The organism is Algoriphagus terrigena DSM 22685 (assembly GCF_000429445.1).
Taxonomy (GTDB): domain Bacteria; phylum Bacteroidota; class Bacteroidia; order Cytophagales; family Cyclobacteriaceae; genus Algoriphagus; species Algoriphagus terrigena.
On sequence record NZ_AUBW01000015.1, the window covers coordinates 1 to 19992 of the forward strand.

Here is a 19992-nt window from a genome sequence, read left to right on the forward strand (position 1 = left end):
TGCTTCTCACGGAACTCAAGCAAGATCTGCTTCTGGCCAACCAGACGCTCCAATTCCTTGATTTTTTGCTCCATTTCCTGAATTTTATGGGTATCACTCATGGGTTCGATGATTTGGCGAATTTGCTTTTTACGGTGAGCAGAATATTTATAAAGCCATTTGTAGACCGCTGCTCGGGTCACCCCATACACTTTACTCACCTGCATCACTGTAGTTAAGTTACGCTCAATTTCCCGAACCTTTTCCTGCTTGAAAGATTCACTGAAGTGACGCACCACTTGCACTTGTTTCTGATTTTCCATTTTTTGAAAGTTTTGTAACTCCCAAAAACGGTCAAGCTATTTTAGTCCTTTACATACTGCCTACTGAACACTGCCTACTGAACACTGCCTACTGATCAGTATCCCTTGATCATCCGTGCGATGTATTTTCCCACGATGTCAAACTCCAGATTGACCAAGTCACCCACCTGTAGTTGGTGGAAATTGGTGAACTCAAAGGTGTAAGGAATGATGGCCACGGAAAATTTCCCCGGCCCGGAGTTAAAGCAAGTCAGACTCGTGCCGTTGATCGTGATGGAGCCCTTTTCTACCGTGACATTGCCGGTGGCATCATCAAACTCCAGATCAAACAGCCAAGAGCCATTCTCATCGCTGATCTTCTTTACCACTCCTGTCTGGTCGACGTGGCCTTGCACGATATGTCCATCAAATCTACCACTTGCTGGCATACAGCGCTCTAGATTTACTTTCTTGCCTACTTCCCAACCAGAGAGATTGGTCTTTTGGATCGTCTCATGGATAGCAGTCACCCGATATTGCTGTGGATTGACAGCCACTACTGTGAGGCAAACCCCATCATGGGAAAGGGATTGGTCGATCTTGAGTTCGGGTGAGAGCGCCGAGCTCAGATCAAAATGTACGTTGCTGCCTTCGTGGGTGATTTTTTCGATAGTCCCAAAGGACTCGACGATTCCTGTAAACATGCCTGAAATTTAAACTTCGATAGATCAATTGGATAAGCAAAAAATGCCTTTCCGGGTTCAAAGTAAGGTAAATATTCATTTATCTTCGAACACCCAAACCCTCCCGGCATGCTAAAACTTGAAGATACCTACCTACACAAAGGAAAACGACGCGCACTGGTCGCCGAACTCCGGGTAAAGGGTATCAAGAGTGAAAAGGTCCTCGAAGCCATCAACCTCCTACCCCGTCACTTTTTCTTCGACACAGCGCTGATATCCCATGCCTATGAGGACAAAGCCTTTCCGATTGGTGAAGGTCAGACCATCTCCCAACCTTACACGGTCGCTTTTCAGACCGAACTTTTGGAAGTGAAAGCAGGCGACAAAATCCTCGAAATCGGAACGGGCTCAGGCTATCAGGGAAGTATTCTGCACCTGTTGGGAGCGGAAGTGTACACGATTGAGTACCAAAAGAAGCTGTTTGAAGGCACACAACGCTTTCTGAAGCGACTGGGAATCGAGATGCATCTGTTCTATGGCGACGGCACCGGCGGATTGCCGCAGTTTGCTCCTTATGATAAGATCATCGTGACTGCTGGAGCTCCGGTGGTTCCCGAAGCATTGATTCAGCAACTGAAAATCGGGGGAATTCTGGTAATTCCAGTGGGAGACCGGAAGCGCCAAGCTATGGTAAAAATCACCAAAAAGACCGCAAAAGACATCGTTCGGGAAGAATTCGATGGATTCGCCTTTGTTCCGCTGTTGGGAAAAGATGGATGGAAGTAGGAGTTACGGATTTTGATTTATGATTTACGAGGTTGGAAACAAACTGATCACGATTTGAGTTTTGGACAGCTTTTTCCAGAATAAAATTCCGATTGGATATAACTGGATTACCAAAACAGAATTTAATTTCTATTTTTGTCTAAAATCAGTTTTATGGCAAAGCAAAAGTTCGCAAAGGATTCTGTCACGATCATGACGGAAATGGTCCTCCCCAACGATACCAACACCCTCAACAACCTCATGGGCGGACGTCTGATGTACTGGATGGATATCTCTGCGGCCATTGCTGCGCAAAAGCACTGCAATCGCATCGTGGTCACCGCCTCTGCCGACAGCATCTCCTTCAAGCAACCGATCAATCTGGGAAATGTGATCACGCTTAGATCCCAGGTCACCCGCTCGTTCAACTCCTCCATGGAGGTATTTATCGAAGTGACTGCTGAGGATATTCCTGCGAAAAAGAAGATCATGACCCATCGCGCTTACTTCACTTTTGTGGCTGTGGATCAACATAGCAAACCGATCGAAGTACCGGAATTGATCCCGGAAACTCCCGAAGAAATCGAACAGTATGAGGGTGCATTGAGACGGAGACAACTTCGACTGGTGCTGGCCAAGCGAATGAAGCCTGAGGACGCTGTCGAGCTGAAGTCGATCTTCAATCTCGGAGAAAAGTAAGGAGTTCTGAGGACAGAGAGATAAAAGCGGCAAGGGGCTGATTTTTTCCCATCCGATTTTTTGCTATCTTCTTTCATGAAAGTCGCCGGCATCCTTACGCTACTTTTCCTTTTTTTCAGCTCCTGCGGCATCGAAGACGGCAGACCAAACGGGATTTTCATCCGGGTGCACAACAACTCTGACGTCAATTTCGAAAATGTCAGCGTTCGGTCCGGCAATGCCGAGCAGGCCTTTGGAGACATCCTTTCCCGAACGGAATCAGACTACAGGGAATTTGATCATGCGTTTCGCTATGGCGCAGTTTGGCTGAATGCCGAAGGTGTGGCGCTCTCGCTCGTCCCGATCGACTATGTTGGCGAAACTCCGCTCCGCGACGGCTATTATACCTATCGCATCGGCCTGAGCTCCGCCAATCTGGAGGACGCCGCCCTCACCTTTGAGCTCGAAGAAGACGAGTGATCCTACCGAAGCGGTCCTACCATTCGTCGCTGCAAACTGCCTATCCCTTTTTCTCCTCCGGCCAAATCACCGAAGCTAACACAGAGACCAACAAGATCCCTCCGACCACTCCCAGGGAAGGCGTCGAGCCAAAATGGTAAAACGGCGCCGTGATCATCTTAAATCCGATAAAGGCCAGAATGATAGCCAGACCAAACTTGAGACGGCTAAACATGTGGATGAAATTTGCCAGCAGAAAGTACAGCGACCGCAGTCCAAGGATCGCAAAGATATTGGAGGTGTAAAGGATGAATGGATCATCCGGTGCGATCGCGAAGATCGCCGGGATAGAATCCACTGCAAACAGCAGATCGGTGAATTCTACCACAGCAAGTACTACGAGCAGCGGAGTGGCCATCTTCACGCCGTTTTTGACGATGAAAAACTTGTCTCCGTGGTACTCCGGCGTCACCTTGAAGTAGTGATAGATCAGCTTCGCTCCAGGGTTTTTGGTATAGTCCTTATGCTCGTCCTCATCGTGGCTCGCAAACCAGGACTTGTACCCCGCATAGATCAGAAACGCCCCGAAGACGGTCAACACGACATTGATCTTCGCGGGATAGCCCCAGATCATCATCTCCGGTAGATAGGTCATCGAGATGATCCCCACTCCTGCGAAAATAAAGATCGCACGCATCACCAGCGCTCCGATGATCCCCCAAAACAACACCTTGTGGTGATACTCTCTCGGAACTTTGAAGAAGCCAAAGACCAGGATAAAGACAAAGAGATTGTCGACAGACAGGGCCTTTTCGATCCAGTAGGCCGATTGGAACTGGGAAAACTTCTCCAGCCCCACCTCTTCGTAGGTCACGATGTAGATGAAAATACTGAAGATCATCGAAAGCCCAATCCAGAATACAGACCAGATCGCGGCTTCTTTGTTGGAGATAATGTGACTCTTCTTGTTGAAGATCCCAAGATCGAGCAACAGCATAAATCCAACGGTAATGGCAAAACCGATAAGAATACCGGGATGGTTGATTAATGAACCCATAGAAAGGAATGATTGTAAATGTCTTGATTTGAAACCCGGTCAGCTGCCGGTTGGGAATAGGGTCTACTGCTAATTAAAAAGCAGCTCCCTAGGTCGTTTCAAAATAGACTTCAAACAGAATCCTGGTGTCAAAAAAAGAAGGAATCTGATCAATGACCGGTTCAGAGACACGGGCGCCGAACGGTGTCGGGCTGAAAGAGAACTGAAATTCAAAGGGAATGCTTAAAACCCGGTCTCCCAGATTCAGTTGAAAAGACTGGGCTTGTGAAGCGCTTCGGAGATGAAACTCGGGAGCAGCGTTTTGGCTAAAGTAGCTCGACTGATGATCAGCTGGTACATAGTCTGGAACGGGCGGAAAGATGCAGATCAGAAAGATCCCCAATATCCAACTGCCTAATACCAATCCAAAGAATGCCTGTTTTTTCATCAATACGCTAAGAGCATCCAAAGGTAGGACAATTGAAAGCTCCTGTGAAAGCTCAGATGGAAACTTTTACTGAATTAGCTGACGGGAAAAAATGCCGCAAAGTCAGACGCGAGTGTCTCTCCGAAATAAGCACTGGCCAGACGATTTGCCCTGAGCTCCGCCCAATACGTCCGATGATCGCCTGCGAAAGCCGGGATGCGGTTGATTCCCCACACCAGATTCAGCAGACTGGGGAGTCCAATCTTGCCGTAAAATCCCAGCAGATACGAGCCAAGCAGCCGCTTTCGATCTCCGTCCACTCCATATCTATAATCTAGATAATGGCCAAACTCATGCTGGATGATCCGCTTCGAAGCTCGGTCAGGGATATCTGAATGGATAAAAATCCCGATTCCCGGAAGGCAGATTCCGCTGCCGGACAGCATCAGACGGGTTCGGAAGACTCCGATTCCTTCCAGCTTTTCGATATTATCTATTCTTTTGACCAAGATCCAATGGTTAATAATGCGTACGAAAGTCTAATCTGATTTCATGCCAATCCCGCAAATAATACCGAAAAACTGGATTACGGTGGTTTATGAATCATAAATCTTTTTGAGTCAACGATTTCCAGCCAAGCCTCGGATCATCTCAGTCACAACTTACCGACGGTCCGGCTTGAAGCACACGATAATTCTATGCAAATTGAGTCTACATCAAACTTTTACTGACATGATAGACCAATTGTTAAAATCAGCAGACGGGCCATTGAAGGATTTATTGGCTCAAACCAGCGGAGACGCTGACTCGGCGGGTACCGTCCGCGAGACTTTTCTGGAAGTGATACAGACGCAGGCCCGGTCGGGCAATTTCGAGGGCATCATGGAGATGTTTTCCGGATCAGAAACTCCAGCCGACGGAGCTACGGTCAACCATCTCAAAGGCGATCTCGGTGACAAACTCAGCGAAAAGCTGGGAATAGACACCGACAAAGCGCTGTCCATCGCCGCAGCAGCGCTCCCGATGCTGCTCAACCTCTTTAACAAGAAGGTAAACGACGCACCGCAGCCCAATGCAGAGATTCAGGAATCGGTCGTGAAGTCCATGAAAGAAGACGAAGGAGACGGCACAGGACTGGGAGGTATCTTGAGTTCAATCTTCGGAGCAGATGCCGACCCCAGCGCCATTGATCTGGGCGGTGTGATTGATTTTGGAAAGGGATTGTTTAAGAAGAAATAAGACCGGAGAAGGTCGGGTTGACTTCAATCCAGATGTCCAATACATTCCTCCAAAAAATCCCTCTTCAGACTGGAGAGGGATTTTTTTTGTGGGTATAATCTCATCCCGGTAGGCGGGCATCGACAATATTGGGTAAAGTGCCATCGCGTGAATTAAAACCATTGAGATGGTTTTTTCGATCCGGTGAAAACAACATAGCCCACGGTTTAAGAGACTGTGTGAAAACATAAAAAGCAACTAAGTTTTTTAAGCTATTTAGTTATTTTTAGAGGAGTTCAATTTTGAAGCATGCATTACAAAGACTCTCAAGATAGGCATCAGGTAATGATGCTCAGTTATGATTCGATGATTTCCCAAGATAACCCTGTGCGATTGCTTGACATGATGTGTCGCCGGTTTGTTGAATCCAATCCAGATCAGTTTTTCAAAAAGGGCAAGAAGAAAGCGGGTAGGAAAGCTTATTCTCCTATTGCCTTACTTAACCTGTTGGTGTATGGATATTTCAACGGCATCTCCACGAGCAGAAAACTTGAGAAGGAATCTCACAGGAATATTGAAGTCATCTGGCTTATGGAAGGGCTCCAGCCAGACCATTGGACAATCAGTGACTTTAGAAAGGAAAATGGAGAAGCTATAAAAAGCTTTCTCCATACATTCAGGAGCTTTTTGAAGGATCAGTCCTACATCACTGGAGAAAGGATCGTCTTCGACGGATCCAAAGTCAAAGCCTATGCTTCTAAGGATATGCTCACCCAAAGCGGTATTCTGAAGAAACTCGACAACATTGAAAAGAATCTGTCTGAGTACTTCAAGTCCATGGAGCAGCTGGATTCATTGAAGAATAAAGACGAAAAGTTTACAAATGAGATTGAAGAGCTTAAAAGAAGCATAGAGAAGAAAGAGGTTCAAAAAAAAAGCCTGACCCAGATCAATGAAAAATTAGAACAGAAAGGCCTTAAGAGAATCACCGTCAATGATCCGGAGGCTGTTTTGGTCAAAAGCAGAAACGGTAAATTTGCCGGCTACAACCTGCAGATAGGGGTCGATTCCCAAAACCACTTTATAGTCACCAACTATCTGACCACTGATGTAAACGACCGCAAACAGCTTGAAGAATGCGTGAAGGAGACAATATCCCAGTTAGGAGTTAAACCAAAGGAAGCAGTCGCGGACAAAGGGTATGGAAACTTTAAGGATATTTTTTCTTTACAGGGGCAGGGAGTAGACTGTTTTGTACCGCTTCAAACCGTGGCAAATGATAAAAAAGAAGAGGAAGGACTAGTTTTTATCTATGATAAACTACAGGACAGATACACCTGCCCCCAGGGAAATTTTCTATATCTGAAAGCCAAAAACATCAAGTCGTCGGACTCTTTTTATGACAAGTACCAATGTAAAGATTGCGCAAAGTGTCCAATCAAAAATGAGTGTACCACTTCAAAATATGGAAGAGCAATAAAAAGGAATGTAGAGCAGGAAAAGATTGACCTCTACAAAACAAAATTGAAGGAGGAGCGGGTGGTAAAGGCTATTAAAGACCGAAAAAACATCGTCGAGCATCCCTTTGGTACAATCAAAGCCCTGATGGGAAAGTTTGATCTGGTTTTATGCGGAAAGTATAAGGCAGGAATTGAAATTGACCTCTATACACTCGCTTACAACCTAAAAAGGCTGGGAAATATCCAAAAGCCAGACTTACTGCTTAAGCAAGCGAAAAACTACAACTGGAAAGCAGCATAACGTCTATTCCATTTTTCAGAATTGGAAAAGAAAAAGTCTAAAACCAAAAATAGGATCAAGCAATAAACAAACTGAAAACATGTCAGAAGCCTTTTTTTGAACTGCGTTCAGTAAAAAATCTTGCTAACCCTTAAAATTATCAATTTGAGGGGGTTTTAAAGAAAAACGTTGGTTTTTAACACGGCCTCTTAAACCGTGGGCTATGGAGCCGATTCGTCCCCTGTAGAATGGCTTCAGCCATTTAGAATCATAGACGTGTTCGGGACCCTTCAGGGCAATTTGGTGGTTCTGTCGTATCGCTATCCTCGGGTTGCATCCGCGGCTACGCCACTTATCGATTTTTACTTAACACGATTCAGACAAAGGCGAAACCTGCAAAAAAAACAGCAGTGCGAATTGGGGTTTTAAACGGCCTTTTCCTCAACTTTATTTTGCGTTCTTTTCCATTCCAATTGAATCATCTTTTTCCCCCGGTAATGTCCTCCCTCCAAACGATCAGCATACCGGTTCCCAAAATTTTCCTGAATGAAAAGCTTTCCTTCAACTCCAACTTATTTTTCAAATGAAAAAGTACCTGACTTTACTTTTATTGTTCGCTTCCTGCGTTTCGGAGGAGTTCGAAACCCCTCCTTTCGAATCCCGACCCACCGTAAGAATTTTGGAAGATGTGGAAATGACTTTGGGTCAATACCATTCAGAACGTGATTCTTTCTACATAACCCTAAAGGAAGCCGGTTCAGACACGCTGCTCTCTCCGGTTGACACTACATTAGTAAGTAGATTGGTCCATGAAAATGTCTTAATCAGTGGGGTATTACCATTTACTGGGAGCATCACTAATTTTATAGAATTCAATCCTTACTACTATGATCTTTCAGGAATGAAAGTATTGGTTTCAGGTGAGGTAAAGCAAAAAGTGATTCAAGATTCGATACCGGGTCTACCCTTAATCCTGAGTAAAATTGATATTATTCCAAATTGTCCTGTTCCATTTATCTGGGAAAACAAAGAAGTGCCCCTGCAGAATACAATTTGGCAATGGATCGGTTTCGTAGACGAATCAAATCAAATCTACTCTGTACCAACTTGTGAAAATCCGGCTCCCTCTATTACTCTGACCGATTTACTTATCAACCGGCCTGAGTCACACTACTATTCCTATCAGCGTGATGCCTTACAAATCAATTTCAATCAATTTTATACTGGATATTTCGCCGTTTACACGATTAAAGGAAGCACTTTGCAAATCTACACTGGCTTCAAAAAAGTCCAACTATCTCCCGGTCAACAAAATGCCGGCAAGGTTTCAACTTATTTCTCCAAATATTACCAAGCAAAGAATGACAGCCTAAGTCTATTGTTTAGTAAGGACTTTGTGGCCCCATTAGAGATGGATTTTCTATTGGAAGGAAACCAATTGATCTTAAGCAATAGCAAAAGTAAGATCCGAGCCCTGTTTATCGCCGATTAGGTATCATAGAGCTGGAAAGATTTCGCACTTCCCTACACTGTAATGCATGCTGTTTCGGTGGTCAAGCTTGGTTGGTGATCCCAGTTGAACCATGCCGAGACCAATCCGTAAATTTCAGATACTGGTGCAAAAACGGATCCTTATATTTTTTCTACAAAATGACCTCGGCACAAGGTATAGATTCCAAAATCTGTAAATTCAGGGATCATTTAACCTTCCATTTTATGAACAGAACAAAATTTATTTCAGCTTTTCTTTTCCTCTTGTTCTTCGCTTTTGCAGCCCAAGCACAGATTCCGAGTATTCCCAAAGTAGGCACTGACGCGCTGTCCAGCCAGGTTTTGGGGATCTTGGACAGCAGCTCCTCCGGTCTCGGACTGTCGGGAGACAAGTCCACCCAGCTCAAGGCGGACAACAAGTCCTTTGTCAATGATCTCATGAAGATCGTCGGTGGGTCGGGCTCCGACGACAGCAAAAAAACCAGCATCCTCGGTCTCAAGGACAAGCGTCTGAAATTCCTCACCGACCTCATGGGCAATGAAGTAGCTCAAAAATACATGGGAAAAGTCCTCAGCGGCATCAACCCGCTCAAGTCAAAATTAGGGTTGGCCGCGCTTGCATTCTGACGGCAATTCACCCAACTTGAAGCCTTGGAAATCTTTCCAGGGCTTTTTCTTTTCACCGCAAATGAAAAAAATACTCCCTCTCCTATTTCTCGCGGCCTGTCTTGGCTGCGCAAAAGAACGGCATCCCATTGACCTCTGGCTTACCGATCCCAAAGCAAATGTGCTCTTTCAGAAGCAAACCGAACCACAAGAAGTCACGGACAGCGAACTGACCCTGACGGTAGACAGCGAGACTATCTTTCAACCGATCGATGGCTTTGGCTTTACGCTCAGTCAGGGAAGCGCAAAACATCTGCTGGGGATGGGTGAAAAACCAAGAGCTGCATTGCTCGAGGAGCTTTTTGGAAAGAAAGAAGACAACATCCGAATCTCCTACCTGAGACTGTCAGTGGCGGCCTCAGATCTGAACGAATTCCCTTTTTCGTACGACGATCTGGAAGATTCCCTTGCCACCGACCCGGAGCTCTTACAGTTTAGCCTCAGCCACGACACACTGGATGTAATCCCGGTACTGAAGCAAATCCTCAAGATCAATCCTGATATCAAGCTCATGGCCTCTCCCTGGTCGCCTCCTGCGTGGATGAAGGACAACAAAGACACCCGTGGCGGATCGCTTTTGGAGGAGTTTGAGCCCAACTACGCGTGCTATCTGGTTAAATACCTCCGTGAGATGGAAGCGCTCGGGATCACCATCGACGCTCTGACGATCCAGAATGAGCCCCTGCATCCAGGCAACAATCCTTCGCTTCTGATGCTTCCTGAGCAGCAGGCGAGATTTATCGGCCTCCATCTGGGGCCGGCATTTGAGGATGCGGGCATCAAGACCAAGATCGTCGTCTACGATCACAATGCAGACCGACCGGACTATCCGATCACCGTATTGAAGGACACGCTGGCCAATCCCTTCATCGACGGCTCGGCATTTCACCTCTATGGAGGGGAAATCGACGCGCTGACGGAAGTTCACCAGGCTTTTCCCGACAAAAATATCTACTTCACGGAGCAATGGATCGGAGCTCCCGGAGACCTCGAAGGCGATCTCCCCTGGCATATCAAAAACCTGATCATCGGCGCTACCCGCAACTGGGCCAAAACAGTTCTGGAATGGAACCTCACCTCCAATCCATCACTCACTCCTCATACAGATCGTGGCGGCTGCGACCGATGTCTGGGAGCAGTCACGATTGACGGGGACTCTGTCGTCCGCAATCCGGCCTATTACATCATCGCCCATGCGAGCAAGTTCGTCGATCCGGGTTCGGTGCGGGTGGATTCCAACATGCTGGAAGGACTTGAAAATGTGGCTTTTGTCCGGCCTGACAGAAAGAAAGTCCTCATTGCGCTCAACAACTCCGACCGCGTCCGAAGTTTCAAGATCAAGGACAAAGAAAAAATCTATGACGCACAGCTCAATCCGGGAGCGGTAGGGACTTGGGTGTGGTAGATTTTTTTACCACTGAGTAAAAGGAGGAAATGGGAGATTTTGAAAACAAGATCCTTCTTGAACCTCAATGTTGAAAGGTCAATTGCGCCCTGTCCCGATGTTTATAGGATCTGGAGGATAGAATTTCATCCCAAGAGATTCCCGGGTACACCCATAATCAATCTCCTAATTCTAGGCTAAAGCCCGGTGATTTTGTGATCCATCTTTGGAATGGGCTAAAGCCACATTCCTAATCACTAAGCTGAGACCAAACTATGAATTGCCTCCTACTTTAGCGGGAGGCAAAAAAATCAAAAGTCCACCTTCGGCTCCAGCCACAACAATCCCAAAAACAGCAACATCCCTATAATCCAAAACCATGGTGAAATCGGGCTACCGGAACTGGATTCTGAATCGGATTTGATGGCGGCATCATCTTTCATTTCCCGAATCAAAGCTGCCGTTTGCAGACCTGGAAGTTCTTCCCTATCGTAGGCAGCCACCGAGAATGCCGAGTCCAAATTAACCCAGCCGCTTTCATTGACCCGAAGGTCTGCCGTGGCTAAATGGGGGTTGACGGCATTTTTGCGAAGCGACAAGGTGTCCCGCTCCCACACCAATTGATCCGGCAGACTGTCGGCTCTAAAGACCTGAATCTCCTCTGAGATTCCGGACAGCAGCGGTGCCTCCATCTTCCAAGCTTGCTCCTCATTCGGTTCCAAAAGCCCAAACAATTCCCCCCAAACCGATTCATAGATCTCTGTTTTTCCCTGACGGGCCAGAGGAAAACTCGCACTGACTAGACTCATCGCAACTGGATTGCTGCCGGCGTATTGGATGGCGACAGACCGATCTTGGAGGAGCTTCTGACCAGGCTTCTCTTGGAAGACAAAAGGCATCGCGGCCACTCCATTCACTAGGATCCGATCCTCACTTTGGCCGGTCTGCTCCACTTGGAAGTCCGTCCCAAACAAGCGATTCAACTTCTGGGCGGTTTCAGCGGCTTGGCCTACATTCATCACCAGCAAGGCTGTTTTGCCCGTCTTCATAGCATCCTGAATTGATTTCTGATCTAATTGAGCTGGGTCAATCAGGAGAATTTGAAGGGAATCGGCAGCTCCACTCTGCAGGACAGTCTCACGCGAAATCTTGATCTCCTCGGTCACCGTCTCCCCTTTCTCCTGCAGCCAAGTGCTCAGCGTGCGGCTTTCCGCGCTAGGAAAACCAAGTTGGAAATGATACTTCTTCGGTAAAGATGCTCCGATAAAAAAACGAATTGTGGCAAGCGAATCCGCATCCAAAACCAAGGGGAACTCTGCCTTACCCAATCCGCTGGGATAGAATTCCAATAGACCGGCATTCCAACCTTTGGCCAAGGTCTGCTTTTCCAGATTTGCTCCGGCGATCTCCAATTGGGCTTCGTCTGATTCGGAGAAAATCTCAAAACTCAGTCGCTGCACTTCCCCTTTTCGGAGATAGCCTTTCCAAGAAAGGGCTCGAATCGCTCCTTGCTTTTCCGGCTGTATCCATTCAAAATCGTAACCTCTCAGCGGATAAATCTCCTGAGGAGTAAACCACTCTCCGAGCAAAAAGACCTTGCCCGAGGCTGTTTTGAACTTGGATAAACTTACCGCTCTTTTGATTCCCAGGCTGTCTTTCCAGAAATCGATCACCGGCTTTTCCGCCCCTTCTTCATACACCAGAATCTGGTTTCCTGTGGTGTCGACTTGTCTTAGCGGCCGTAAAACCGCCATGCTCAGACACGCTATAAACCCAAAAAGAAACAGAAACCTTAGGCCGAGACGGGCTGGGGCGGCACCTTTTCTCCATTGGAAAAAGAGACTCGTCCCTCCGATCACGGTCAAGAGCGAGAGGATGACAAAAAAGAATGGCCAGGAAACGAGCGGTTGGGTTTCGAAAATCATCTCAAATTCTTTCGGAAAGCAGCTTTTAAGGCCTCATTGCCGAGGTAGGAAGCGTCTGGATTCTTGTAATTCTTGGCCAGTGGGTAGAGTTTTTCCCGCAGTTGCTTTTTGCCGGCTTCGTCGAGTTTACCGGCTTCCAATTGCTGGAGAAACAGCACAAGATTCCAGTCAGCGAGCTTGGAGTTTTGCATCTTTTCAGTCCACAGATTCCCAAACTCGCGAACGGTCTGACGATCCTGCGCATTGAGTTCAGCTTTGGCCAAGAAGCCCAAAGTCGCCGAGGCCAAGGGAGCTATCTGCTGATCCAAGGCCAGTTGTTCCTTCTTGATTTCCTTATCCAAATCCTTCAATTCACCACTCAGACGCTTTTCGTCTTCCTTGATCGGGGGTGGATCATAGTTGGTTCGCTTCACATACACCCGCGATTTCTGCTGCACAGTCTTCAGCAATTCCAAAGCTTTGTACTGATAAGGCAGGGATTTCTCAGGTTCAAAAAGCCGCATGTACAACTCCGCCTGCCACATCTGCTCCAGGGCGGATTTCAAGGCACCCCGAGTTGACTGCTCAAAATACGTGTTCATCTCCTCTGAGTCATGCGCATGGATGTACTCGCTCATGAGGCTTTCCATGCTTCCTTCTTCCGCTTCCTCAGCCTCGTGACCGTGCCCGTCGGCATTAGTCGGAGGAGCTATCGACAAGCCTTCCTCGTGCTCGCCTTCCTGATCGTGCAGGTGCATGTAGCCCCGCAGCAGATCTCCGTCCTCGGGTGCATCTACCACAACACCCACTGCCGCTGTTTCAAACTCCTCTCCCAAATACTGCCCGTAGCGCAGGCGAAGGAGTTTTTGGTCATAGCCGATCTCGTTGGAAGTAGAGTTGAACTGCTTTTCGGGTGTTTTGGACTTCTCTGCGAGGAGCTTTTCGGTATCGATGATGATCTGTCGCTGACTGCGGAAATACTCCGGCAAAACCTGAATCGCCATGCCTTCCAGCACCGCGTTACTCTCCTCACTGTCATCAAAATACTTGATGAAATAGGTGTCTGTGCGGGTCAGATTAGCTTCAGGTGCCTTGTTGTCGACCGCCGCCCAATAGTAGTAGAGCTCATCTCCAGGTTGGAAATCCAGAGAATTAACATTCAGTACAAAGGTTGACTTCTTTGAAGTAAATGGGGTCTTCTCGACCGGAAGTTTGGTCTCGCGAAACTTCACGTTTTCTCCCTTTCCGCGCACCAAAGTCGCCACGATGTACACTTCATTGACCCGAAAATCATCTGAAATCTGGGCTTTGAGAGAAAGCTTGGGGTCATTTCCCGGGAAGAAAAACTTGTACGTCTCCTTCTCTTCAGGGACGATTTGGGGGCTTTGATCTTCAATGGATTCCAGCGTATAAAAGTCCGACTCGTAAACCAGCTTCTCAGCCCGAAAGGCCTGAATCGAATAAATCCCCGATCCATTCAACACTTCTTTAAGTTGATAATTTGAGTCTGCACGCGAAAACTCCAATTTTTCTCCGGAGGAATTCACCAAGTAAACGTCCAGTTCATTGGCTGTCTGAAAACCGAGATCCCAAGTGATTCTGGAGGTTTTTAGAGCTTTGATATCCAGACTTTCTTGAGTTTGGGCTGGAATTCCTGTATAGCCAGGCGATGTAATCTGCACTTGGGTCTGGGATAAAAGTATGGGAGCATCAGCCACGAGCTGAGCAGGAATGTTTTCGGACGCTGGCTGATTGGAAAGTCGATTTTCTTCCGATGTCGAGATCAATTCCGGCAAAAAGGAAATTCCATAAGTCAGCAACAAACCGACGGAAAACGGCAAGAGTCCTTTCTGAACTACCCAGATTTTGGGCGGGATCTTTGAAGAAATCCGTTCCAGTTGCAATCGCTCTCCGATGCTGGGATTTTTCTTTTGCAACAGCTCCAAGCTAAACTCCAAGCCTCCAACCCGATCATGCAGGATTTGGACAGCCTCTGACCTCCTGGACCGGACGCCGCCAAGATACCACGCAATCAGGAGGGTCGAAATCCCACCAAAAATCGTCGCAATCCAACCATCCACACCAACTGTGAACGCAAGCAGACCCAAGCACAGGGACAGTAAAAAACCTTTGAGCCAAGCATTCACCTGAAGCTGGGTTCCGATGGATTTGATATGTTGGTTGAGCGTTTTCACAGATTGCTTCTAAAGGCTAAAAAACGTTCCAATCCAAAAAGCAGGACAATCAAAACCAGAAATATTTCCGAGGTGTTGGCAACCGCAGATTGCTTACTCTGAGGAATTTCCATAAACCGCTGTTCAATCTGACTTTTGGTCAGAAATGTTTCCGGAGCAGAAATCCCCAGAAAACCGACCAGCGGATCCAGAATCAATTCAGGCAAAATTCCCTTGTCTACCACTTCATCCCAAGGCATCGCGACTGAATTGGCTAACGAAACTTCATTCTTTGGACTAGTCTGCAAATCGGCCTCTGTTACAAAATAGAGCTTTTCGCTTTTCGGATTTTCAGCCACAAGATCAGAGAAGATGACTTGTGCGTTTTGCTTTTCTCCTTCGGAAAAAGTCAAACCATACACCTCAGTCAATGCCGTCAGCGCCGCGTCGATATCCGCTTTTTTGACTTCATCCTCCAGCTCGAAAAAAACAGGAATCACGCCGGAAAAGGATATTCTCTCCTTCGAAATCCCAGCTCCGTCTGCCACGGAAATCAGCATTCCCTGCTCGTCCAATCCCAGATACTTCCCTGATTCCAGTTGGATTACCTGACTGGAGAATGCAGGAGCGGAAAGCTTTGATGCCAGATGAACTTGCGGGATTTTTGGTACCCAAAGAATGGATTGAGCGATCTCGGATTCGCTTCCGGATGCGTACCAGTGGATGGAATCCAGGTTCTTGGGAAGAGTTTCTAAGTAAAGAGGGAGCTCCTCGGAGTCAAATCCAATCGGTGGATTTTCACCCGTATCGTAGTCAGGAAGGCCCTCAGCCAACCAAAATACTTCTTCACCGGCTTGTAAGGCCTGCTCCAACTCAAAGCGAAAATCCGCTTCTACCTGTGCGCTCGGCATCACCAAATGGACGGTGGTGGAAGCTTCCGATTTCCCAAGAAACTTCCACCAAAGTCCAACCACGAAGAGTACGATCATCACGAAAAGTGCTATCCGAACCAACAAAAGCAACAGCTGATCCAACTTGAGTGATCTGCTGGACTGGGATTCGACGGGATTGAGCCAGGCGGTGGCAGCCCAGGCGATTACTTTCCCCCGCCGCCCATTCCACAGATGGATGGCCAGCGGAATCGAAATCCCCAACAAACCCAAGAAGAAGGCCGGCTGAATCCACTCCATCAGGAAAGGTGTTTTCGGTTTAAAATACTGCGGACGACCTCGGAAAGTGGAGTCTTCATCGAGATTCGGAGCAGCTGAACTTTCGGCAGCTGCAATCGCAGACTCAGTTCATCCAGGTAGGTTTTGAATTTTTTCTTAAACTCGGCCTGCACCGATTTGCCATCCTGGACAAATTCCTGATTCGACTCCAGATCCCGGAAGACAAAGTTTCCCTCCAAGTTGAAATCCAATTCCTGCTCTCCAAGCAACTGAATCAGCATGAGTTCCTTTCTGGGGTGTCGAAAGCCCGCAACCAGATTTTCCCATTCGGTTTCCTTTTGCAAAAAATCAGAAACCCAAATGACCAACTCCCGATCTCTTCCCTGACTCAGCGCGTCCGGCAAGGACTCCAATGGCCAGGTGCCGTGCGCCTTTTCTTCTTCCAGATAGAAGAGTATCCGCTGAAAGCTCTTCGGTGTTGGCGACACCTTTTGCTCGATTTTCCCCTCGGAAAGCGTGTAATAACTCAAGGCGTCTCCCTGCAAATAACCCAGATAGGCTAGTGAAGCGAGGAGATTTTTGGCGTAATCCAATCGGGAAAAGCCGTTTTCCACGTAGTTCATTGACCCGGACAGATCGAGGATCAACCGGATGTGAAGGTTACTTTCCGTAGTGGATTCCTTGACCATGTACTTGCCCGAGCGGGAAAAATACTTCCAGTCAATCCGCTTGAGATCATCGCCCGGCCGGTAGTGCCGGTATTGCTCAAACTCGCTCCCCACTCCCACCCGGATACCCGAATGGATGCCCTGTCGGAGTTGCTCGGAGATGAGTCGGGCAGACAGGCGGAGGTCGTTGAGCTTGATGATCTCCAGATTACTTGGCATGAACCGGGGTCTGAGCTAGGATCTTGGAAATAATGAAATCGGTGTCCAGCTGCTCCGCTTCCGCACGGAAATGGAGCGAAATCCGATGACGAAGCACCGGGAAAATCAAGTGCTCGATATCTTCAGGAATGACGGAATAGCGGCCTTTGACGATCGCTCTCGCTTTGGCACAAAGCACCAAGGCCTGCCCGGCGCGGGTGCCCGCTCCCCATTCTACATAGTTTTTGACTTCCGGCACGGTCGTGTTTTCCAGACGCGTCGCCCGAATCAGTCGAGTGATGTAGGCCAGCAAAGCGGAATCGAGGTGAACTTCTCTGGTCAGCGCCTGCAGTTGCCGTATTTCCTCCCCACTCAGGACGGTCTCCGGCTTGCCGCGATACGTCCCAGTCGTCCTTTGCAAGACTTCCAATTCCTCCTGCTCGGAGGGATAGCCCAATTTGATATAGAGGAGAAAGCGGTCCAGTTGCGCTTCAGGAAGCGGATAGGTACCACTTTGCTCGATTGGGTTTTGGGTGGCAATGATCAAAAAAGGATCGGGCAAAGCGTAGTTTTTCCCGCCATAGGTCACCATTTTCTCTTGCATAGCTTCCAAAAGCGCCGCCTGGGTCTTAGGTGGAGTTCGGTTGATCTCATCCGCCAAGACCATATTGGCGAAGATCGGGCCCTGCGTAAATTGGAAAAATTTCTTGCCGGTGCTGTGATCTTCTTCCAACACCTCTGTGCCGACGATGTCGCCTGGCATCAGATCCGGCGTAAACTGAATCCGTTTGAAGCTCATCTCCATGACCTCAGAGATGGTCTTCACCATCAGCGTTTTGGCTAGTCCTGGTACTCCCTCGAGCAGACAGTGACCTCCGGCCAGAAACGTGATGATCACCTCGTCGAGGACTTCCTCCTGACCGACGATGACTTTGGCAATTTCTTTTTTCAGCAGGGGAATCTTCTCCACCAGCTGTTGGTATTTTTTTAGGTCTGGTTCCAAGGTTGGTCTAGGTTAAGGCGTACACTACGATGTTGACTCCAAAGCGGGTGTTGTCGATCTTGTTAAAGCGTTTGTTGCGAAAGTCGTAGTCCCATTCGCAGCCATAATCTTTGTTGCTGTAAAGCACTCCGATTCGCCCGTTGATCTCGACAGCTTTCAGGTAATCATGGATCAGATCGTCTCCCCAGCCATTCAGCTCAAAGGAAGTCGCGGGTGGGCCTTCTTCGAATTCGAAGAAACAGCGGTAGATCCAGTGGTCATTTGGGATTTTTTTCAGCGCATCCGCACTGAAGGTTCGGGTCATTTCTTCCTCAAAGGATTTGGCGAAAAGCCCGTCAATGTCATGGTTACAGTCATCCACGAATACAAATCCGCCGCCCTCTACATAGGCTTTGAAATTGGCTCTTTCCTGCGTCGAAAACTCAACCAGCTTGTGTCCGCTGAGGTAGCAAAAGGGACTCTTGAAGATCTCATCACTGCTCAACTCAATGACCCGCTCCTTTTGATCGACAGGAATCGTCGTGTATTCAATCAGGCTGTGCAGGAGATTGGACGGCATGCGCTGATCCGTATCCCAATTGCCGGAGTTGTATTTGATACGTGTAAAGAAAAAAGGGGGCATGTTTCGGAGTTTACAGTGAACAGTGATCAGCTGGCAGAAAGACTGCTAACTGACCACTGCGAACTGCCTACTGAATTAAACGGCGTCTGACAAACTGGAGAACGTGAAGTCTCTGATCTTCATCGGCGGAATCATGCTGCCACCGACGCGCTGAGGCTTGCCCATCGCTTCGATGTTGTTGAGCATGATGATCGGGCTCTCGTTGAACCTGAAGTTTTTCAGCGGGAACTTGATCTTGCCATCTTCGATGTAGAAAGTACCGTCACGGGTCAGACCGGTAAATAGCAAGGTCTGCGGATCAACTGCTCTGATGTACCAAAAACGGGTAACTAAAACTCCTCTCTCAGTGCTTGCAATCATATCGGCAATCGACTGATCACCGCCGGAGAAGATATATCCTCCGCCGCCAAAGCCGCCTCCCGGTCTGGACAAAGGTGGAACCCCTTTCTTCTCTGCCCAATAGCGGGAATAGGAAAGGTTTTTCACCACGCCATTTTCAACCCAAACAGTCTTCTGTCTCGGCAATCCGTCGCTGTCCCATGGAGCCATCGGAATTTCGGTATTGGTCGGATCAGAAATGATCGTCACACGCTCGTCGAACAGCTTCTCGCCCAAGCGGGTTCCTCCGCCCTTTTTGCTCATATAGCTTCTGCCCTCATCGGCATTTCGCGCGTCGAATCCATTGGTCATCAGTCGCAGCAAATCTCCGGCTGCAGTCGGCTCGAGGATCACGGTGTATTTACCAGGCTCGATCGCTTGCGCATTCTTTGATGCCTGCGCTTTCTGCATGGCAACCGTGGTCACGTCCTTGGAATTCAATAGACTTACGTCGTTGAAATCGCGGATGGCATAGCCAGAACCGGTTCCGTCTTCTGTCCTAACCGTGACAGAAAAGTCAACCGAAGTACTGGTGTTGTATCCAAATTGTCCTTTGCTGTTACCAGAGGCTACAAATCCCGAGAAATCCTCCAAGTATCCGGCAGCGATCAGATTGGCAGCTGCGCAAGGCTCAATGGAGTCAATCGCCAATTGAGCGCGGTAGTCGGGGTCAATCTTGTCTGTGGCGGAGATAAATGTAGCTGACGCAGGATAAGTCTGGGGGCCTAGCATCGGCATGTATTCCGGATTTTCCGGAGCCAATTGGGCGATCTCTTCAGCCCTCTCAACGGCTTTTTTCAGGGATGCATCGTCCAGCTCATTGATGGATGAGGATCCGATTCTTTTTCCAAAAACAGAGGTGATATTCAATCGAATCTCGTTGGATTCACCGCTGGTACTTACTGTATTTCTTGCATAGCGGATGTTACCTGTCCTTCCGCCGAAAATCGAAACTTCCGTCTCGTCGGCTTTAGCATAAGACAGGGCTCTATCTATAATTTGCTTTGCTTCTTCTTTAGTCAAAATGGCCATAATTCTTGAGTTGGGG

General features: G+C 47.9%; 20 protein-coding genes. 8 read left to right on the top strand and 12 right to left on the bottom strand.

Annotated elements, in window-relative coordinates; translation table 11 throughout:
* Window positions 1-302, bottom strand: a 302-nt coding sequence (locus tag G459_RS0114235) for a transposase (protein WP_026968356.1), incomplete at its 3' end; no start/stop codon positions are given.
* A gap of 95 nt (window positions 303-397) precedes the next feature.
* On the bottom strand, window positions 398-985 hold the full coding sequence (locus G459_RS0114240; RefSeq protein ID WP_026968240.1) for a riboflavin synthase: 588 nt from the start codon (window positions 983-985) through the stop codon (window positions 398-400).
* A 108-nt stretch (window positions 986-1093) separates the two neighbouring features.
* Between G459_RS0114240 and G459_RS0114245 the strand changes: the two genes are divergently transcribed.
* The 3 genes from G459_RS0114245 to G459_RS0114255 all read left to right on the top strand — a co-directional run bounded on the left by G459_RS0114245 (window position 1094) and on the right by G459_RS0114255 (window position 2887).
* The gene (locus tag G459_RS0114245) at window positions 1094-1750 is read left to right on the top strand and encodes a protein-L-isoaspartate(D-aspartate) O-methyltransferase (RefSeq protein ID WP_026968241.1); all 657 of its coding nucleotides are present in this window, start codon (window positions 1094-1096) and stop codon (window positions 1748-1750) included.
* Between the two features lie 153 nt (window positions 1751-1903).
* On the top strand, window positions 1904-2428 hold the full coding sequence (locus G459_RS0114250) for an acyl-CoA thioesterase (RefSeq protein WP_026968242.1): 525 nt from the start codon (window positions 1904-1906) through the stop codon (window positions 2426-2428).
* A gap of 75 nt (window positions 2429-2503) precedes the next feature.
* Complete coding sequence (locus G459_RS0114255; protein WP_026968243.1) at window positions 2504-2887, top strand: hypothetical protein; 384 nt, start codon at window positions 2504-2506, stop codon at window positions 2885-2887.
* 40 nt (window positions 2888-2927) lie between these two features.
* Here G459_RS0114255 and G459_RS0114260 read toward each other — a convergent pair whose 3' ends face one another.
* The 3 genes from G459_RS0114260 to G459_RS0114270 form a co-directional block, all read right to left on the bottom strand.
* Window positions 2928-3923 carry a TerC/Alx family metal homeostasis membrane protein gene (locus G459_RS0114260; protein ID WP_026968244.1) on the bottom strand — a complete coding sequence of 332 codons (996 nt, stop codon included), beginning with the start codon at window positions 3921-3923 and terminating at the stop codon, window positions 2928-2930.
* A gap of 88 nt (window positions 3924-4011) precedes the next feature.
* Window positions 4012-4350 (bottom strand): hypothetical protein, encoded by a 339-nt coding sequence (locus G459_RS0114265; RefSeq protein WP_026968245.1) that lies wholly within the window; start codon window positions 4348-4350, stop codon window positions 4012-4014.
* 74 nt (window positions 4351-4424) lie between these two features.
* Window positions 4425-4838 (bottom strand): hypothetical protein, encoded by a 414-nt coding sequence (locus tag G459_RS0114270; protein WP_026968246.1) that lies wholly within the window; start codon window positions 4836-4838, stop codon window positions 4425-4427.
* Between the two features lie 223 nt (window positions 4839-5061).
* On the opposite strand from G459_RS0114270, the gene G459_RS0114275 reads away from it, so the two are divergent.
* From G459_RS0114275 to G459_RS0114300, 5 genes are all read left to right on the top strand, one after another.
* Window positions 5062-5568 (top strand): DUF937 domain-containing protein, encoded by a 507-nt coding sequence (locus tag G459_RS0114275; RefSeq protein WP_026968247.1) that lies wholly within the window; start codon window positions 5062-5064, stop codon window positions 5566-5568.
* Between the two features lie 288 nt (window positions 5569-5856).
* Complete coding sequence (locus tag G459_RS0114280; protein WP_026968248.1) at window positions 5857-7308, top strand: IS1182 family transposase; 1452 nt, start codon at window positions 5857-5859, stop codon at window positions 7306-7308.
* Between the two features lie 562 nt (window positions 7309-7870).
* Entirely contained in the window at window positions 7871-8779 is a 909-nt protein-coding gene (locus tag G459_RS0114290; RefSeq protein ID WP_026968249.1) for a hypothetical protein, read from the top strand.
* Between the two features lie 224 nt (window positions 8780-9003).
* Window positions 9004-9405, top strand: a complete 402-nt coding sequence (locus G459_RS0114295; RefSeq protein WP_157373352.1) for a hypothetical protein — start codon at window positions 9004-9006, stop codon at window positions 9403-9405.
* A 61-nt stretch (window positions 9406-9466) separates the two neighbouring features.
* The gene (locus tag G459_RS0114300; protein WP_026968251.1) at window positions 9467-10849 is read left to right on the top strand and encodes a glycoside hydrolase family 30 protein; all 1383 of its coding nucleotides are present in this window, start codon (window positions 9467-9469) and stop codon (window positions 10847-10849) included.
* A gap of 290 nt (window positions 10850-11139) precedes the next feature.
* Here G459_RS0114300 and G459_RS0114305 read toward each other — a convergent pair whose 3' ends face one another.
* From G459_RS0114305 to G459_RS0114335, 7 genes are all read right to left on the bottom strand, one after another.
* Window positions 11140-12753: a hypothetical protein gene (locus G459_RS0114305; protein WP_026968252.1), complete on the bottom strand. Its 1614-nt coding sequence runs from the start codon at window positions 12751-12753 to the stop codon at window positions 11140-11142.
* On the bottom strand, window positions 12750-14927 hold the full coding sequence (locus tag G459_RS0114310) for a hypothetical protein (protein ID WP_026968253.1): 2178 nt from the start codon (window positions 14925-14927) through the stop codon (window positions 12750-12752). The genes G459_RS0114305 and G459_RS0114310 overlap by 4 nt, the downstream gene beginning before the upstream one ends.
* Window positions 14924-16096 (bottom strand): BatA domain-containing protein, encoded by a 1173-nt coding sequence (locus G459_RS0114315; protein WP_026968254.1) that lies wholly within the window; start codon window positions 16094-16096, stop codon window positions 14924-14926. Before G459_RS0114315 ends, G459_RS0114310 begins: the two co-directional genes overlap by 4 nt.
* Window positions 16096-16962 (bottom strand): DUF58 domain-containing protein, encoded by an 867-nt coding sequence (locus G459_RS0114320; RefSeq protein WP_026968255.1) that lies wholly within the window; start codon window positions 16960-16962, stop codon window positions 16096-16098. Before G459_RS0114320 ends, G459_RS0114315 begins: the two co-directional genes overlap by 1 nt.
* Window positions 16952-17944, bottom strand: coding sequence for an AAA family ATPase (locus tag G459_RS0114325; protein ID WP_026968256.1), 993 nt, complete (start codon window positions 17942-17944; stop codon window positions 16952-16954). The genes G459_RS0114320 and G459_RS0114325 overlap by 11 nt, the downstream gene beginning before the upstream one ends.
* A gap of 7 nt (window positions 17945-17951) precedes the next feature.
* On the bottom strand, window positions 17952-18566 hold the full coding sequence (locus tag G459_RS0114330) for a DUF4159 domain-containing protein (RefSeq protein WP_026968257.1): 615 nt from the start codon (window positions 18564-18566) through the stop codon (window positions 17952-17954).
* 75 nt (window positions 18567-18641) lie between these two features.
* Window positions 18642-19976 carry a TldD/PmbA family protein gene (locus G459_RS0114335; RefSeq protein WP_026968258.1) on the bottom strand — a complete coding sequence of 445 codons (1335 nt, stop codon included), beginning with the start codon at window positions 19974-19976 and terminating at the stop codon, window positions 18642-18644.
* Between the last annotated feature and the right edge of the window lie 16 nt (window positions 19977-19992).

Coding starts and splice junctions, on each gene's coding strand:
- G459_RS0114335 (WP_026968258.1), bottom strand. CDS start 19,976: ATGGCCATTTTGACTAAAGAAGAAGCAAAGCAAATTATAGATAGAGCC.
- G459_RS0114245 (WP_026968241.1), top strand. CDS start 1,094: ATGCTAAAACTTGAAGATACCTACCTACACAAAGGAAAACGACGCGCA.
- G459_RS0114280 (WP_026968248.1), top strand. CDS start 5,857: ATGCATTACAAAGACTCTCAAGATAGGCATCAGGTAATGATGCTCAGT.
- G459_RS0114250 (WP_026968242.1), top strand. CDS start 1,904: ATGGCAAAGCAAAAGTTCGCAAAGGATTCTGTCACGATCATGACGGAA.
- G459_RS0114290 (WP_026968249.1), top strand. CDS start 7,871: ATGAAAAAGTACCTGACTTTACTTTTATTGTTCGCTTCCTGCGTTTCG.
- G459_RS0114295 (WP_157373352.1), top strand. CDS start 9,004: ATGAACAGAACAAAATTTATTTCAGCTTTTCTTTTCCTCTTGTTCTTC.
- G459_RS0114320 (WP_026968255.1), bottom strand. CDS start 16,962: ATGCCAAGTAATCTGGAGATCATCAAGCTCAACGACCTCCGCCTGTCT.
- G459_RS0114315 (WP_026968254.1), bottom strand. CDS start 16,096: ATGGAGTGGATTCAGCCGGCCTTCTTCTTGGGTTTGTTGGGGATTTCG.
- G459_RS0114240 (WP_026968240.1), bottom strand. CDS start 985: ATGTTTACAGGAATCGTCGAGTCCTTTGGGACTATCGAAAAAATCACC.
- G459_RS0114265 (WP_026968245.1), bottom strand. CDS start 4,350: ATGAAAAAACAGGCATTCTTTGGATTGGTATTAGGCAGTTGGATATTG.
- G459_RS0114330 (WP_026968257.1), bottom strand. CDS start 18,566: ATGCCCCCTTTTTTCTTTACACGTATCAAATACAACTCCGGCAATTGG.
- G459_RS0114300 (WP_026968251.1), top strand. CDS start 9,467: ATGAAAAAAATACTCCCTCTCCTATTTCTCGCGGCCTGTCTTGGCTGC.
- G459_RS0114255 (WP_026968243.1), top strand. CDS start 2,504: ATGAAAGTCGCCGGCATCCTTACGCTACTTTTCCTTTTTTTCAGCTCC.
- G459_RS0114260 (WP_026968244.1), bottom strand. CDS start 3,923: ATGGGTTCATTAATCAACCATCCCGGTATTCTTATCGGTTTTGCCATT.
- G459_RS0114305 (WP_026968252.1), bottom strand. CDS start 12,753: ATGATTTTCGAAACCCAACCGCTCGTTTCCTGGCCATTCTTTTTTGTC.
- G459_RS0114275 (WP_026968247.1), top strand. CDS start 5,062: ATGATAGACCAATTGTTAAAATCAGCAGACGGGCCATTGAAGGATTTA.